Source organism: Rhodococcus sp. NyZ502, from assembly GCF_041464245.1.
Taxonomy (GTDB): domain Bacteria; phylum Actinomycetota; class Actinomycetes; order Mycobacteriales; family Mycobacteriaceae; genus Rhodococcus_F; species Rhodococcus_F qingshengii.
This window is the reverse complement of the sequence record NZ_CP167155.1, coordinates 924,848-939,257: the sequence shown is the minus strand read 5'-3', so window position 1 is coordinate 939,257 and position 14,410 is coordinate 924,848. Positions and strand designations below refer to the sequence as shown.

At 63.4% G+C, this 14,410-nt stretch carries 15 protein-coding genes; 11 read left to right on the top strand and 4 right to left on the bottom strand.

Annotation, left to right across the window (positions count from 1 at the left end):
• Positions 1-59: 59 nt before the first annotated feature.
• Together ACBG85_RS04415 and ACBG85_RS04410 are read right to left on the bottom strand one after the other, a co-directional pair.
• Positions 60-872, bottom strand: coding sequence for an SDR family oxidoreductase (locus ACBG85_RS04415; protein WP_003945582.1), 813 nt, complete (start codon positions 870-872; stop codon positions 60-62).
• The gene (locus ACBG85_RS04410; RefSeq protein ID WP_372026339.1) at positions 872-2,101 is read right to left on the bottom strand and encodes an acyl-CoA dehydrogenase family protein; all 1,230 of its coding nucleotides are present in this window, start codon (positions 2,099-2,101) and stop codon (positions 872-874) included. The genes ACBG85_RS04415 and ACBG85_RS04410 overlap by 1 nt, the downstream gene beginning before the upstream one ends.
• A gap of 55 nt (positions 2,102-2,156) precedes the next feature.
• Between ACBG85_RS04410 and ACBG85_RS04405 the strand changes: the two genes are divergently transcribed.
• The 8 genes from ACBG85_RS04405 (at position 2,157) to ACBG85_RS04370 (ending at position 10,550) form a co-directional block, all read left to right on the top strand.
• The gene (locus tag ACBG85_RS04405) at positions 2,157-3,698 is read left to right on the top strand and encodes a FadD3 family acyl-CoA ligase (protein WP_372026336.1); all 1,542 of its coding nucleotides are present in this window, start codon (positions 2,157-2,159) and stop codon (positions 3,696-3,698) included.
• Entirely contained in the window at positions 3,695-4,567 is an 873-nt protein-coding gene (locus ACBG85_RS04400) for an enoyl-CoA hydratase (protein WP_372026334.1), read from the top strand. Before ACBG85_RS04405 ends, ACBG85_RS04400 begins: the two co-directional genes overlap by 4 nt.
• Entirely contained in the window at positions 4,567-5,727 is a 1,161-nt protein-coding gene (locus tag ACBG85_RS04395; RefSeq protein WP_007734181.1) for an acyl-CoA dehydrogenase family protein, read from the top strand. Before ACBG85_RS04400 ends, ACBG85_RS04395 begins: the two co-directional genes overlap by 1 nt.
• Positions 5,724-6,689, top strand: coding sequence for an acyl-CoA dehydrogenase family protein (locus tag ACBG85_RS04390; RefSeq protein ID WP_007734178.1), 966 nt, complete (start codon positions 5,724-5,726; stop codon positions 6,687-6,689). The genes ACBG85_RS04395 and ACBG85_RS04390 overlap by 4 nt, the downstream gene beginning before the upstream one ends.
• Positions 6,686-7,738 (top strand): acyl-CoA dehydrogenase family protein, encoded by a 1,053-nt coding sequence (locus ACBG85_RS04385; protein WP_003945931.1) that lies wholly within the window; start codon positions 6,686-6,688, stop codon positions 7,736-7,738. Before ACBG85_RS04390 ends, ACBG85_RS04385 begins: the two co-directional genes overlap by 4 nt.
• 146 nt (positions 7,739-7,884) lie before the next feature.
• A complete protein-coding gene (locus tag ACBG85_RS04380; protein ID WP_042449451.1) occupies positions 7,885-8,649 on the top strand; it encodes an SDR family NAD(P)-dependent oxidoreductase in 765 nt (254 codons plus the stop codon).
• A 122-nt stretch (positions 8,650-8,771) separates the two neighbouring features.
• The gene (locus tag ACBG85_RS04375) at positions 8,772-9,437 is read left to right on the top strand and encodes a hypothetical protein (protein WP_372026328.1); all 666 of its coding nucleotides are present in this window, start codon (positions 8,772-8,774) and stop codon (positions 9,435-9,437) included.
• A 225-nt stretch (positions 9,438-9,662) separates the two neighbouring features.
• A complete protein-coding gene (locus ACBG85_RS04370) occupies positions 9,663-10,550 on the top strand; it encodes an alpha/beta fold hydrolase (RefSeq protein WP_003945464.1) in 888 nt (295 codons plus the stop codon).
• Position 10,551: 1 nt separating this feature from the next.
• On the opposite strand, the gene ACBG85_RS04365 is transcribed toward ACBG85_RS04370, so the two are convergent.
• Positions 10,552-11,370 (bottom strand): Cof-type HAD-IIB family hydrolase, encoded by an 819-nt coding sequence (locus tag ACBG85_RS04365; RefSeq protein ID WP_372026325.1) that lies wholly within the window; start codon positions 11,368-11,370, stop codon positions 10,552-10,554.
• A 62-nt stretch (positions 11,371-11,432) separates the two neighbouring features.
• The gene (locus ACBG85_RS04360; protein ID WP_007734171.1) at positions 11,433-11,903 is read right to left on the bottom strand and encodes a MarR family winged helix-turn-helix transcriptional regulator; all 471 of its coding nucleotides are present in this window, start codon (positions 11,901-11,903) and stop codon (positions 11,433-11,435) included.
• Positions 11,904-12,014: 111 nt separating this feature from the next.
• On the opposite strand from ACBG85_RS04360, the gene ACBG85_RS04355 reads away from it, so the two are divergent.
• The 3 genes from ACBG85_RS04355 to ACBG85_RS04345 are packed head-to-tail and all read left to right on the top strand — an operon-like array spanning position 12,015 to position 14,404.
• On the top strand, positions 12,015-12,512 hold the full coding sequence (locus ACBG85_RS04355; protein ID WP_007734170.1) for a VOC family protein: 498 nt from the start codon (positions 12,015-12,017) through the stop codon (positions 12,510-12,512).
• 37 nt (positions 12,513-12,549) lie between these two features.
• Positions 12,550-13,338, top strand: coding sequence for a pirin-like bicupin family protein (locus tag ACBG85_RS04350; RefSeq protein ID WP_231782933.1), 789 nt, complete (start codon positions 12,550-12,552; stop codon positions 13,336-13,338).
• A 1-nt stretch (position 13,339) separates the two neighbouring features.
• The gene (locus ACBG85_RS04345; protein WP_372026321.1) at positions 13,340-14,404 is read left to right on the top strand and encodes a maleylacetate reductase; all 1,065 of its coding nucleotides are present in this window, start codon (positions 13,340-13,342) and stop codon (positions 14,402-14,404) included.
• The last annotated feature ends 6 nt before the right edge of the window (positions 14,405-14,410 follow it).

The following is a 14,410-nucleotide window of genomic DNA, read 5'->3' as shown; positions in this document are numbered from 1 at the left end:
GGGCCTTCCCCTGTGCGCGGTCAGCGAGTCCAGGGACTCCTTAACCGCGCACGGGGACGCTAGGCCCTCTGCGAAGAAACGGAGACGATCTCGCCGGTCATGTAGGTGGAGTAATCGCTGGCGAGCATCGCGATGACCGTTGCGATCTCCCAGACCTCCGCGGCGCGGCCGTAGGCCTCACCGGAAGCCAACTGGTCGAGCAGTTCCTCACTGGTGACCTTCGCCAGGAACGCGTGACGCGCAATGGAAGGCGAGACCGCGTTGATACGGACTCCGTACTCCGCTGCTTCGATGGCGCTGCACCGAGTCAGCGCCATGACGCCGGCCTTGGCTGCGGCGTAGTGCGCCTGGGAATGCTGCGCGCGCCAACCGAGAACGGACGCGTTGTTCACCAGAACACCGCCGTGGGGAACGCTCTTGAAGTACCGCAGGGCGGCGCGCGTCGAACGGAAGGTGCTGTTGAGTGTGATGTCGAGAACGCGATCCCACTGATCGTCCGTCATGTCGACGACGGGAGTTTCACCGCCAAGGCCCGCGTTGTTGACGACGATGTCGATACGTCCCAACTTCTCGGCGGCGCCGACGAACAACGCGTCGACCTGCTCGGTGCTCGATACATCGCAGATGATCGATTCGACCTGCTGACCGGGGAATTCGGCCTTCAGCTTCTCCACCGTCTCGCCGAGTCGACGCTCGTGGAAGTCGGAGACGAGAACGTCGCCGCCCTCGAGAAGCACCCTGCGCGCAGTGGAGAAACCGATGCCGGTTCCGGCTGCGGCGGTGATGATCGCCTTCTTGCCCGCGAGCAGTCCGTGGCCCGGGGTTTCCTCCGGCGCAACGGAAAGCGGGGACGCGGCTTTGGTGTCAGACATTAACGGGCCTCTCGGGGAAGACCGAGCACGCGCTCGGAAATGATGTTGCGCTGAATTTCGTTGGAGCCGCCGTAAATCGTGTCGGCGCGGGTGAAGAGGAAGAGGCGTTGCCATTCGTCGAGCTCGAGGTGCTCGGGATCGGTGATGTCCGAGGCATTGCCTTCGGAATCCGCCCACGGTGCAACCAACGACGACGCCCCCTGCACGTCCATCGCCAGCTGTCCCAGATCACGATGCCAGTTGGCCCACAACAGTTTTGCGACGGACGCTTCTCCGCCACCGGTTCCGGCGTCGACCGCGTCGAGAGTGCGCATCGCGTGGGCGCGCATCACGCGCAGTCCGACCCACGCGCGGGCGATCTTTTCGCGAATGTGCGGATCCTGGTCACTGCCATTGGCTTTCGCCAAGTCGACGACGCCTTGGAGCTCGCGGGCAAATCCGATCTGCTGTCCGAGCGTCGATACACCGCGCTCGAAGGTGAGCAGCCCCATCGCGATCTTCCAGCCCTCGCCGGGTTCCCCGACCACCAGATCGGCATCGGTGACGGCGTCGTCGAAGAAGACCTCGTTGAACTCCGATGTGCCGGTGAGCTGCTGAATGGGCCGAACTGTCACACCGGGCTGATCCAACGGGACAAGCAGGAAGCTCAACCCCTGGTGACGCTTGGAGCCCACCTCGGTGCGGCAGACCACGAAGCACCACTGCGCGACGTGAGCCAGTGAGGTCCACACCTTCTGGCCGTTGATGATCCACTTGCCGTCTTCGAGGCGTGCGGTCGTGGAGACGTTCGCGAGGTCGGAACCGGCGCCGGGCTCGGAGTAGCCCTGCGACCACAGTTCACTGACCGTGTTGATGCCAGGAAGGAATCGGCGCTTCTGCTCGTCGGTGCCGTACGCGATCAGCGTCGGGCCGAGCAGCTCTTCACCGATGTGGCTGACGCGAGCGGGCGCACCGGCCTTCGCGTACTCCTGATGGAAGATGACCTGCTGGGAGATGCTTGCTACCCGCCCGCCGAACTCCTTCGGCCACCCGAGGCACGTCCACCCCGACGCTGCGAGGTGCTTGTCCCACTCGAGTCGTTGCTCGAAGAACTCGTGCTCACTGCCGGGGCCGCCCTTACCCTTGAGCTGGGCGAATTTGCCCGTCAAGTTCTCGGCCAACCACTGCGCGACCGTGGCCGCAAACTCGTCGTCCGTCATCTGCCCGTCCGGGCTCTCGCTCTGGTCCACATATGTAAGATAACCTACCAAGCACTTGCTAGGTAGCGTGTCAGGTAGGAGTCCAGTGACCGAACAACCGAGAACCATCCCATCAGCCCTCATCCGGGCCGCCGAGGAGTTCGGTGAGCGCGCGGCTATCGCCGATGGCGACACCCGACTGACCTTCGCACAGCTACATCAGCGCGTCCGCGATTTCGCCGGCGCACTGATCAACCGTGGGGTGAAGGCAGGCGACCGCGTCGTCATCTGGGCGCCCAACACGTACCACTGGGTGATCGCCCTGCTCGGCGCTCAGTACGCCGGCGCAGCCATCATCCCGATCAACACGCGCTACACCGGCACCGAAGCACTCGACATCATCGAGCGCGTCGACGCAGCTGCCCTGGTGGTCGTCGGCACGTTCCTCAAGGCCGACCGGTACCAGCAGTTCCTCGACGCCAATCCGGACCTGAGGATCCCCACCGTCATCCAGGTACCGATCGACGGGGACGACGACCGTGACGGCGTCATCGAGTTCGAGGACTTCCTCGCGCTCGCCACCGACGCCGCCCGCACCGAAGCCGACGCGCGTGCTGCGAAGGTGCAGCCAGACGACGTCAGCGACATCCTCTTCACCTCCGGCACCACGGGGCGCAGCAAGGGCGCGATCACCGCGCATCGTCAGTCCATCGCTGTCGCCAAGTCGTGGGGTGAATGCGCCGAGGTCACCGCCGACGACAACTTCCTCATCATCAGCCCGTTCTTCCACACCTTCGGGTACAAGGCCGGAATCCTGGTCTGCCTGTTGAACGGTGCGACGATCGTGCCGGTGTCCGTCTTCAACATCGACGACACCCTCGCATTGGTCAGCAGCGAGAAGATCAGCATCCTGCCTGGCGCCCCGACGATCTACCAGACCATCCTCGATCATCCCCGCCGCAGCGAATACGACCTGTCCTCGCTCCGCATCGCGATCACGGGCGCAGCACCCGTGCCGGTTGCTCTCGTCGAGCGCATGCAAGCAGAGCTTTTCGACGCCGTCCTCACGGCATACGGTTTGACCGAGGCAGTGGTCGCGACCATGTGCCGCACCGACGACGACCCGGTCACCGTCTCCACCAGTTCCGGCCGCGCGACAGCCGATTTCGAGGTCAAGATCGGCGACCAGGGTGAGATCCTGCTTCGTGGACCGAACGTCATGCTCGGATACCTCGACGACCCCGAATCCACCGCCAAGGCAATCGACGCCGACGGCTGGCTGCACACCGGAGACGTCGGAACCCTCGACGAGCGTGGCTATCTCGACATCACCGACCGTCTGAAAGACATGTACGTCAGCGGCGGATTCAACGTCTACCCCGCCGAGATCGAGGGCATGTTGGCTCGCCTGCCCGGCGTCCACGAGTCTGCTGCCATCGGCATCCCCGATCACCGGATGGGAGAGGTGGGCCGCGTCTACATCGCCCAACTCGACGGTGCCGGCCTCACCGAAGAGTCGGTAATCGCCTTCCTCAAGGAGAAGATCGCAGGCTTCAAGGTGCCCCGCGAGGTGCGCTTCGTAGATCACCTGCCCCGCAACCCTTCGGGCAAGGTCCTCAAAACGGTTCTGCGCGAGGAACAATCATGACCGTTCCCTTCGAAGCCGACGTCGTGACCTACGAAGTTCGTGACTCGGTCGCCGTCGTGACCTTGAATCGACCCGACTACCGCAACGCCCAGAACTCGGTGGTCACGTACGCCCTCGACGCGGCATTCCAGCGCGCCGTCGAAGACGACGACGTGAAGGTGATCGTCCTGGCAGGCAACGGACCTCACTTCAGTGCCGGTCACGACCTGGGAACTCCGGGACGCGACCATCACGTCGAGTACGATAACAAGGCCACCATGTGGTGGGATCACGTCGACAAGCCAGGCGGTGACCAGCGTTTCGCCCGCGAGATGGAGGTCTACCTGGGCATGTGCCGCCGTTGGCGGGAGATCCCCAAGCCCACCATCGCGATGGTGCAAGGCGCCTGCATTGCCGGCGGGCTCATGCTCGCCTGGGTCTGCGACATGATCGTCGCGGCCGACGACGCCTTTTTCTCCGATCCCGTTGTCCGCATGGGCATCCCCGGCGTCGAATACTTCGCGCACCCGTGGATGGTCGGTTCACGATTCGCCAAGGAAATGCTCTTCACCGGCGATCGGTTCACCGCGCAACGTGCATACGAAATCGGCATGGTGAACCGCGTCGTCGCCCGCAAGCATCTCGAGAAGGAGACGTTCGAGCTCGCCGGACGTATCGCCGAGATGCCGCGCTTCGGACTGGCTTTGACCAAGAAGGCCGTCAATCAGTGCGAGGATCAGATGGGGATGCGCAACGGCATCGACTCCGTCTTCGGTCTGCATCACTTCGCTCACGCTCACAACGCCGAAGTCGGCAAAGACTCGCTTGGTGGTCTCGACGCCAAAGCTATGGCTGCCAGTGCTCGCGCACCGCAGGAAGGAACAAACTAGTGGATCTCGTATTCGACGACGCCACAACCGCATTCCGTGACGAGGTTCGCTCGTTCCTGGAAGCGAATGTGCCCGCGACTCCCCTGAAGTCGATGGATACCGCCGAAGGCTTCGAAGAGCACCGTCAGTGGGAGCACACGCTCGCCGATGCCGGCTACGCCGTCGTCTCCTGGCCCAAGGAACTCGGCGGACGCGATGCGTCCCTGCTCGAATGGGTCATCTTCGAGGAGGAGTACTACCGCTCGGGCGCGCCCGGCCGCGTCAGCCAGAACGGCATCTTCTTGTTGGCTCCCACACTGTTCGAGCATGCAAATGCCGAGCAGTTGGCTCGCATCATGCCGCGCATGGCTCGTGCCGACGACATCTGGGCCCAGGCCTGGTCCGAGCCCGAGTCCGGTTCCGACCTCGCAAGCCTGCGTTCGAGTGCGAAGAAGGTCGACGGCGGCTGGCTGCTCAACGGTCAGAAGACGTGGAGCTCACGCGCGAGTTACGCCGACTGGGGCTTCGGCTTGTTCCGCTCCGATCCGGATGCGCAGCGCCACAAGGGCATCACGTATTTCATGTTCGACCTCCGGTCGAAGGGTGTCACCGTTCGCCCGATCGATCAGCTCGACGGTGAGCCCGGCTTCGCCGAGATCTTCCTCGAAGACGTCTTCGTTCCGGACGACCCGGCCAACCCAGGTGAGTCGGGTGTGATCGGAAACGTCAACGAAGGTTGGCGGGTCGCGATGAGCACCGCGAGCAACGAGCGTGGTCTCTCGCTGCGCAGCCCCGGCCGCTTTCTCGCCACCGTCGACCGCCTGCTCGAGCTGTACAAGTCCAGCGGACGCACCGACGACAGCGCTCTGCGCAACCAGGTCGCCGACGCCTGGATCGGCGCTCGCGCTTACCAACTCAACACATTCGGCACCGTCACCCGTCTGGCCGACGGTGGACAGCTCGGCGCCGAGTCCTCGATCAACAAGGTCTTCTGGTCCGAGTGGGATATCGCCACCCACGAGACTGCTCTCGAACTTCAGGGCCCTGAAGCCGAGTTGGCCGACAACTGGATGGACGGATACCTGTTCTCCCTGTCCGGCCCGATCTACGCAGGCACCAACGAGATTCAGAAAAACGTCATCGCTGAGCGTCTGCTCGGCCTACCGAAGGCGGACCGATGAGATTCGCGCTCGACTCCTCCCACCAGGACTTCGCTGCAAGCATCGATGCGCTGCTGACCAAGTCCGACATGCCCGCCGTCATCCGTTCGTGGAACGACGGTGACACCGAGCCGGGCAAGAAGCTCTGGCAGCGCCTCGCCGAGACCGGCGTCAACGGTCTCGTCATCTCCGAAGAGCACGACGGACTCGGCGCCGACGCCGTCGACCTGGTCGTTGCGCTCGAACAGCTCGGTCGGCACGCAGTACCCGGACCGGTCGTCGAAACGATCGCCGTGGCGCCGACGCTCCTGGCTTCCGTTGCACCGGAACGTCTCTCTGCTCTCGCCGAGGGTTCGCTGGCAACCGTCGCAGCTCCCCCGCGCACACCGTTCGCGCTCGACGCCGATGCGGTGGATCTGGTTCTGCTAGCGCAGGACGGTGCCGTATCACTCGGCGTCCCTGGCGAAGCCAAGGCATCAGTGGATCTCTCCCGCAAGCTCTACGAGGTTTCCGCCGGCGAATCACTGGGCTCCGCCGACTTCTCGGCCGCCTTCGACATGGGCGCTCTTGCCACTGCCGCGCAGTTGCAGGGCCTGGGACAGACACTGCTCGAGGTCACCACCGAATACGCGAAGCAGCGCAAGCAGTTCGGCAAGGTCATCGGACAGTTCCAGGCCATGAAGCACCACCTGGCCGAGGTTGCCGTCTCCCTCGAGATGGCTCGCCCCCTGCTGCACGGCGCCGCACTGTCGGTTCGCGATCAGTCGGCCGACGCCTCGCGTGACATCTCTGCGGCCAAGGTCGCGTGCGGGGATGCTGCGTACAAGGCCGCTCGCGTCGGACTCCAGGTTCACGGCGCCATCGGCTACACGATGGAACACGATCTCTCCTTGTGGCTCACCAAGGTACGGGCGCTGCTCACCGCGTGGGGCACACCGTCCGAGCATCGCGCACGCGTCGTCGAAGCGCTGGTTGCATCATGAGCATCGACACCGAAGACCAGGCAGCATTGCGCGCATCGGTACGCGATCTCCTGAGCAAGCATTCCGACTCCGCTGCCGTCCGCGCCGCCATCACCACAGAGATCGGCTACGACGCCGCTTTGTGGAGCAAGCTGTGCGAGCAGATCGGCGTCGCCGCGTTGGCGATTCCGGAGGAGTTCGACGGCGTCGGAGCAGGTTTGGGCGAAGTACACGTGGTCCAGGAGGAATTGGGCCGCACGCTGACCCCGTCACCGATGCTGGGTTCGGCGATTCTTGCCGCACAGGCACTGCTGCTTTCCGGTGACAACGACGCATGCTCGCGACTGCTGCCCGGTGTCGCGTCCGGCGAGAGCACGCTCGCTCTGTGCTGGGCAGGTGCCGCGGGTTGGAGCACCTTCGGCGTCGAGGCAACCGAAGACGCGTTGACCGGCACGGCGTCGTACGTCCTCGACGGACACGTCGCAGACACCCTGCTCGTTCTCACGGCCGACGGGTTCTACGAAGTGGATCCAGCGGCCGAAGGCGTCTCCCGCCGACGCGTCCCCACCATGGATCCGACGCGAACGCTGGCGGAGGTCACGTTCTCCGGTGTTCGTGGTCGGCCACTGGAGTGGTCCGAAGATCTGGTCGATCGGATCCGAACCGTCGTTCTGATCGCCTTGTCTGCTGAACAGGTGGGAGCGGCCGCAGCGATCGTCGAACAGACTGTGGAATACACCAAGTCGCGCAAGCAGTTCGGTCGCGCGATCGGTTCTTTCCAGGCCCTCAAGCATCGGATGGCCGACATGTACACGTTGGTCGAGACGGCGCGGTCGATGACGTACGCCGCCGTGGCGACGCAGTCGGCGGACGACGCGGCAGTGGCGAAGGTCTACTGCTCGGAAGCCTTGCAGCAGATCACCTCCGAAGCGGTTCAGTTGCACGGCGGAATCGCAATCACCTGGGAGCACGACGCTCAGCTGTACTTCAAGCGCGCACACGGCAGCGCTCAGCTTTTCGGTCAGCCGAGCACCTACCTGCCGAGCCTCGCGCAGGCAGCGGGCCTCTAGGAGACGTCGGTGCTTGTTCGCTCGGGATTGCGAGCGAACAAGCACCACTGGTGCCCAGTCAGTGGAATGCCCAGCAGATTAATAGCTCTGGATCGCGCAGAATCGGTCACCAGACAACTGTCCATCCCACAGACCGGAGTTTTCTCGTGAATCGATTCGACGACAAGCGCGTCCTCATCAGCGGCGCAGGATCCGGAATCGGCCAGGCCACCGTTGCCCGCATCCTGGCAGAAGGTGGCACCGTCGTCGCCGCCGACATTTCCGAGACCGGCCTCGAACAGACGCTGAACACCGCGAAGGACGCAGGACACTCCGATCGCCTGACCACGGTGAAGGTCGACATCTCCAGCGAAGAGTCTGTTCGCGAACAGGTCGGCGCTGCGATCAAGGCTCTGGGCGGGCTCGACGTGCTGGTCAATGCGGCGGGCATTCTGCGCTCCGCGCACACCCACGAGATGACACTCGATTTCTGGAACACCGTCATCGGGGTCAACCTCACCGGAACTTTCCTCATGACGAGGGAGTCCCTGCCGGCACTGCTCGAAAGCGGAGCAGGCGTCGTGGTCAACTTCAGTTCCACATCGGCGACCTTCGCCCACCCGTACATGACGGCATATGCGGCGTCGAAGGGTGGAATCCAATCCTTCACGCACGCACTTGCACTCGAGTACAGCAAGCAGGGCCTTCGCGCCGTGGCCGTCGCACCCGGCAGCATCGCTTCGGGCATGACCTCCGATCCCGGCTTCCCGGCCGACATCGACTTCACGCTGCTCGGCAAGCTGGCCCCGGCAATCGGTGAGGGTTTCGCTCCCCCGTCCGCGGTCGCCGGCGTGATCGCGATGCTCGCTTCCGAGGACGGCTCGTTTGTCACCGGAACGGAAATCCGCATCGACGGCGGCACGCATATGTGACCACTTGCTGTGCGCCTTTATTAACCCCCGGCGGTTAATAAAGGCGCACAGCAGCGAGGCGGCATACTTATCTCGTCGCCCGGAACCGGTCCGGCGGTACGACGTGCGGTGGGGAGCCAGCGGTGAGCGAGTCAACAGGCACTACGAACCTCGAGCCCGTGCTGATCAGTCCCGTCGTCGGCGGAAAGATCCGCACCTGGTCCGAGGACGAGACCCGCTTGTGGAGCGTCGACGATCCCGCGGCGCTCGGCGCACTGTTGGGACGCGGTCTCGTAGCCCGTACGACCCTGCCGGACAACAAGTTCCGAGAGGTTGCGTTTCTGGATGCCCAGACCCAGGCCCTCACTGTGCAGCCGCGCTTCGCTTCCCCTGACAGCACTGCACTTGCCGCACCGTTCAAGCTCACCGAGGCGTCGGCCCCGACGTCCGACGCTTGGGAAGATCTCGAATCGGTACTCGCGTCGGTCGCGATCTCCGCTGCTGGACGTGGCGAATTCTGGCTCGCGGAACTCGGCGGGTGGGATTCTCCGCACGAGCCGAACTGCCTCTTCACGACCGTCGACGAATCGGGACTGGCCAACGCGGTCATGGAGGCCACCCCCGCGCCCGCCGGAACCGGCGTCTGGCCGGAGGTTCCGAGCGGACAAACCGGCGTTTCCGTTTCGGCACCAGCCTCACAGGACACCATCGAGGCTGCCGGAATCTTCGCGGTATCAGCGATCGAGACGTGGGGCGTCACACCGTGGGACATCAACCTCACTTTCGGCAAACTGGTCGATTTCGCCTGATCAGCGGCGCCGACACGCGGCGGTGAGTTGTACGTCTCCCCTCAGCCGACGGCTCACGGTTCGTCACAACACGCCCGATGGCGACGACATCGGGCCCCTCGGTGGGCATACTGAGGGAACTGGGGTTACTCCCGGTCACAAATACCCGTGGATCCGCGTCGGGGCGGGTGCGGTCCGACAACACGCGAGCAGCCACAGACACTGGCGGCTCCGAAAGGTTCAATCATGGCAACCGACCAATTACAGACGGTTGTATTGCACGGCGACCAGCTCAAGTACGTCGACCAAGGCAGTGGCCCCGTTGTGGTGCTCATTCACGGCCTACTGGGCGCGCACTCCAATTGGGAGCCGCAGATCGAGACGCTCTCGCGTCATTACCGCGTGATCGCCCCTGATCTCTTCGGACATGGTGCGTCGGACAAGCCTGCCGGCGACTATTCACTCAGTGCTCACGCCGCCACCGTTCGCGACCTCCTCGAAGCCCTCGATATTCCGTCGGCCACCCTCGTCGGTCACTCCCTCGGTGGTGGGATCGCGATGCAGACGCTGTACCTGTTCCCCGACCGGGTGGAGCGGCTGTGCCTGGTGGCCAGCGGCGGACTCGGCCCCGAGGTGAGCCCACTCCTGCGCGCGGCGACTCTGCCCGGCAGCGAACTGGTACTTCCCGTTCTCGCGTCCAGGACGCTGACCGACGTGACGGACAAAGCGCTCGGACTTTTCAACAAGATCGGCCTGTTCAAGCTCGGTGCCAGCGCGAGTGAGGCCCGTAAGAGCTTTGCTTCGGTATCGGACGCGTCGACACGTCAGGCATTTCTGGCGACCGCGCGATCGGTCATCAACTACAACGGCCAAACCGTCAATGCCACTCCGCATTTCGCCAACTTCAAGAACCTGCAGGCACTACTGGTGTGGGGCGAGGAAGACACCATCATCCCCAACGCCCACACCGAGAATGCTCGCGCCGAACTACCGCTGGGGCGGGTGGAGATATTCAAGCGCGCCGGGCATTTCCCGCACCTTGACTATCCGGATCGCTTCGACCGTGTCTTCTCCGAATTCATGACGGACTGCGGAGTCGGTATCGGCACCGGACCCAAGGCCGTCAGCAGCTGAACTAGCTCCCCGCAACCAGCTCTTCGAGGCAGCTCGCCACCCCGTCCTCGTCGTTCGTGGGCAAAATTCGGTCGGCGAGCTCGATGACCTCGGCTCTGGCGTTGGCGGGCGCCAGAGCCGTTCCGGCCCAGTTCAGCATCGCAACGTCGTTGAAGGCGTCACCGGCCGCGGCAACTTCCGACGCGTCGATGCCGTCGATCGCGCACAACTGCGCGAGAGCGCTGGCCTTCGAGACGCCCGCTGCAGCCATTTCCATGTACGGAGCCCCGGAGTGGGTCAACTCCACACCCTCGATGCCCGCAGCGACCGCAGTTCGGTACAGGTCGGCGCTGGGAACCTCGGCATGCCGGGCCACGATCTTGACCATCGGCTCCACGTCCAGCGGCAGCGTATCGGCGAGCACCATCTCGTGCAGGTGCCGGTGATGGTCCGCGAACTCGCACAGAGCGGCATACTCCGGCTCGGCAAAGAACTGCGTGGGTCCGACGTTCGCGAACACGACGCCAGGAATCAGAGCACGAACCTGCTCCATAGCTGTTGCAGCCAAAGATGTTTCGATCGAAACGGTGTCGACGATCTCCGGAGTCCCGTCCGCCAGGTCGAGAATGACAGCTCCGTTGGCACACACAGCTTTACCGCGAAATCCGCACGAGCTCGCCAACGTGTGTACCGAATGCCTGGCCCGGGCCGTCGCCCACACAACTTCGATCCCCGCGAGCCGCGCGTTCTCCATGGCCTGCGCGGTGCGCGCCGAAATCGTTCGGTCGGAGCGCAGCAGGGTGCCGTCGAGGTCGGTTGCGAACATACGAATACGGGTCACCAGACAATGATGGCAGTCCGTTCGCAGCCCTCACCAACTACGTGACATGGGCCGTTGCTCTGTCAATTACTTGCTTGGGCCTCGAGAAGGTGCCGACGCATCTCACCGAAGACCACACCCAGCCGCTCGACATCTCGCGGGCTCAGCAGGTCGAACATGCTCTCCCGTACAGCGGCCACGTGCGCCGGGCTTGCCGACGCCAATTTCTCGGCACCCGAGTCGGTCAGCTCCGCATTAGCGCCCCTCTTGTCGTCGACACACTCGACCCGGCGCACCCACCCGGCACCGACCAGCCGATTGACGGCCCTAGTCACACCACTTCGGGTAGCCATCACAGCGTCGGCGAGCTCACTCATGCGCAGTTGCCGGCCGGGCGCTTCGGCGAGAGCGACCAGCAGTTCGAAATCGGTGAAGGAAATGTCGGAGTCTCGCACCAACTGCTGATCGAGAACACGCTGGAGCAGTCGGGTCGAGTCCAGGTAAGCCCGCCAGGCCGTTTGCTCCGAGTCGCTCAACCACCGCGTCGATTCCATGACACCAGCATATCCGAAGTAGTTGACAACGAAATCAAATGATCTATTCTCAATGTAGTTGATCAGTCAACTACCTGTTCGAAGAGAAGGTTCAACCGAGAGGCGGGCGCTATGAGCGACAACAACGCAGTGCAGTTCGAGGAACGCCGGGCCGAGATCAGGGATCGACATCTGCTCCCCGCCGACAAACGACCCGCATCGACCGCACGCGGCCTGCACCATACGGCCCTGATCAGCAGTGACGTCGAACGAACCGTGAAGTTCTACCAGGATCTCCTCGGATTCCCACTCACCGAGTTGATCGAGAACCGTGACTATCCCGGGTCGTCGCACTTCTTCTTCGACATCGGCAATGGCAACCTTCTGGCGTTCTTCGACTTCCCGGGTCTCGACGTGGGCCCGTACCAAGAAGTACTCGGCGGCCTCCACCACATCGCGATCAGCGTCGAACCCGCCAAGTGGGCGAAGCTACGTACCAGACTGACCGAGGCCGGCGTCGAACTGATCGAGCACAGTGAGGTTTCGCTGTACTTCCGCGATCCCGACGGCGCTCGACTCGAACTGATCGCAGACCCACTCGGTGAGATGTACGGCAATCACGTCCTCTGAAAACTTGCTCTCCCCCATACCATTCGGAAGGCACACCATGACCTCCACTCTGTCGCAGCCGAACCTCGATATCCGTCGATCCGGGGATCGTTTCAAGTCCAATGCCGGCTGGCTGGACTCGAAGCACTCGTTCTCGTTCAGCAATCACTACGACCCGAAGAACACTCACCACGGTCTTCTTCTGGTGAACAACGACGACATCGTCACGCCGGGAATGGGATTCGACACCCATCCCCACCAGGACATGGAGATCGTCACCTGGGTACTGAGAGGTTCTCTCGTACATCAGGATTCGATGGGTCATTCGGGTGTCATCTACCCCGGTCTAGCCCAGCGGATGAGCGCCGGAACGGGCATCCTGCATTCGGAGAAGAACGATTCGTGGCGACTCGGTGACGTGGCCGGCAGCCATTCCGACAAGCACAGCGACCCGGTTCACTTCATCCAGATGTGGGTCATCCCCGACGAAGCCGGAATCACCCCCGGCTACGAGCAGTTGGAGATCGACGCCGAATTGCTTGCCGGTGGACTGGTTCCCGTCGCCTCCGGCATGGACGCGTACGCCGATCACTCGGCAATCCGGATCAAGAACAAGTACGCCGCGATGCACGTTGCGCGTCTGCAACCCGGACAGCCCGTGACCCTGCCCGACGCACCGTTCCTGCACGTTTTTGTCGCCGACGGTCAGGCCGCCATGGAAGGCGTCGGAGTGCTCGAACAAGGTGACGCGGTACGCGTGTCCGGCGGCGGAGGTCAGCAGATCAGCTCCGATACCGGGGCAGAGGTCATCGTCTGGGAAATGCACGCCACCGTTTCGCAGGGATGACATGAAGCCCTTCTCGTACGACGCTTCACCGGCTCGAATTGTCTTCGGCCAAGGGATGATCGATACGATCGCCGAAGAAGTGCGGCGGCTCGGCCGTAGCCGAGTGATGGTGCTGGCAAGTCGTCGACTCGACGCGGTTGCCGCCGCCGTGACCGAATCTCTCGGCGACATGGCGGTGGCCCGCTTCGACGGCGCTTTGATGCATACTCCGATCGAAGTCACGACAGCCGCGCTGAGACTTGCCGAGAACCATCACGTCGACACGGTCGTCGCGATCGGCGGCGGTTCGGCAACCGGGTTGTCCAAGGCATTGGCACTACGAGCGGGGTTCGATCAGATCGTCGTTCCGACAACGTACGCGGGATCAGAAGTCACTCCGGTGTTGGGTGAAACAGAGAACGGACGCAAGACAACTCGCTCCTCTCCCCACATCAGACCGGAAACCGTCATCTACGACGTCGACCTCACTCTCGATCTGCCGCTGGATACCACCGTCACCAGTGCCGTCAACGCGATGGCGCACGCGGTTGAAGCGTTGTATTCCGCCGAGTCCAACCCGATCACCGACGCGATCGCGATCGAGGCTGTCTCCGGGATCGCCCACGCTCTGCCGCCCCTTGTCGACGACCCGAGAAATGTGGAAGGCAGGACAGATCTGCTGCAATCGGCCTGGTTGGCTGGAACCTGCTTGGCCACAGTCGGCATGGGGCTCCATCACAAGCTGTGCCACACCCTCGGCGGCAGTTTCGGTTTGCCGCACGCCCCCACCCACACCGTGGTCCTCCCCCATGCAATGGCATTCAACGCGCCTGCTGTCCCGGATGTGATGTCGCGAATAGCGACTGCTCTGGGCGCATCCGATGCCGCTACCGGCGTTTTCGACCTCGTCACCGCGTGCGGCGGACCGACCACTCTGCGAGAACTGGGAATGAGTCACGATCAAATCGAAAATGCAGTCGAACTCGCCACCTCCGCCGCGTATCCGAATCCGCGTGAGATCACCCCGCCGGGCCTGAGCGAACTCCTCGAGAACGCCTGGTCCGGGCGTCGACCCGCCATCAGGTGAGAACTA

What these genes read in the sequence shown, in the direction of transcription:
- ACBG85_RS04345 (WP_372026321.1), top strand. Translation starts at nt 13,340, where the DNA reads ATGAAGCCCTTCTCGTACGACGCTTCACCGGCTCGAATTGTCTTCGGC.
- ACBG85_RS04390 (WP_007734178.1), top strand. Translation starts at nt 5,724, where the DNA reads ATGAGATTCGCGCTCGACTCCTCCCACCAGGACTTCGCTGCAAGCATC.
- ACBG85_RS04370 (WP_003945464.1), top strand. Translation starts at nt 9,663, where the DNA reads ATGGCAACCGACCAATTACAGACGGTTGTATTGCACGGCGACCAGCTC.
- ACBG85_RS04415 (WP_003945582.1), bottom strand. Translation starts at nt 872, where the DNA reads ATGTCTGACACCAAAGCCGCGTCCCCGCTTTCCGTTGCGCCGGAGGAA.
- ACBG85_RS04360 (WP_007734171.1), bottom strand. Translation starts at nt 11,903, where the DNA reads ATGGAATCGACGCGGTGGTTGAGCGACTCGGAGCAAACGGCCTGGCGG.
- ACBG85_RS04355 (WP_007734170.1), top strand. Translation starts at nt 12,015, where the DNA reads ATGAGCGACAACAACGCAGTGCAGTTCGAGGAACGCCGGGCCGAGATC.
- ACBG85_RS04400 (WP_372026334.1), top strand. Translation starts at nt 3,695, where the DNA reads ATGACCGTTCCCTTCGAAGCCGACGTCGTGACCTACGAAGTTCGTGAC.
- ACBG85_RS04350 (WP_231782933.1), top strand. Translation starts at nt 12,550, where the DNA reads ATGACCTCCACTCTGTCGCAGCCGAACCTCGATATCCGTCGATCCGGG.
- ACBG85_RS04385 (WP_003945931.1), top strand. Translation starts at nt 6,686, where the DNA reads ATGAGCATCGACACCGAAGACCAGGCAGCATTGCGCGCATCGGTACGC.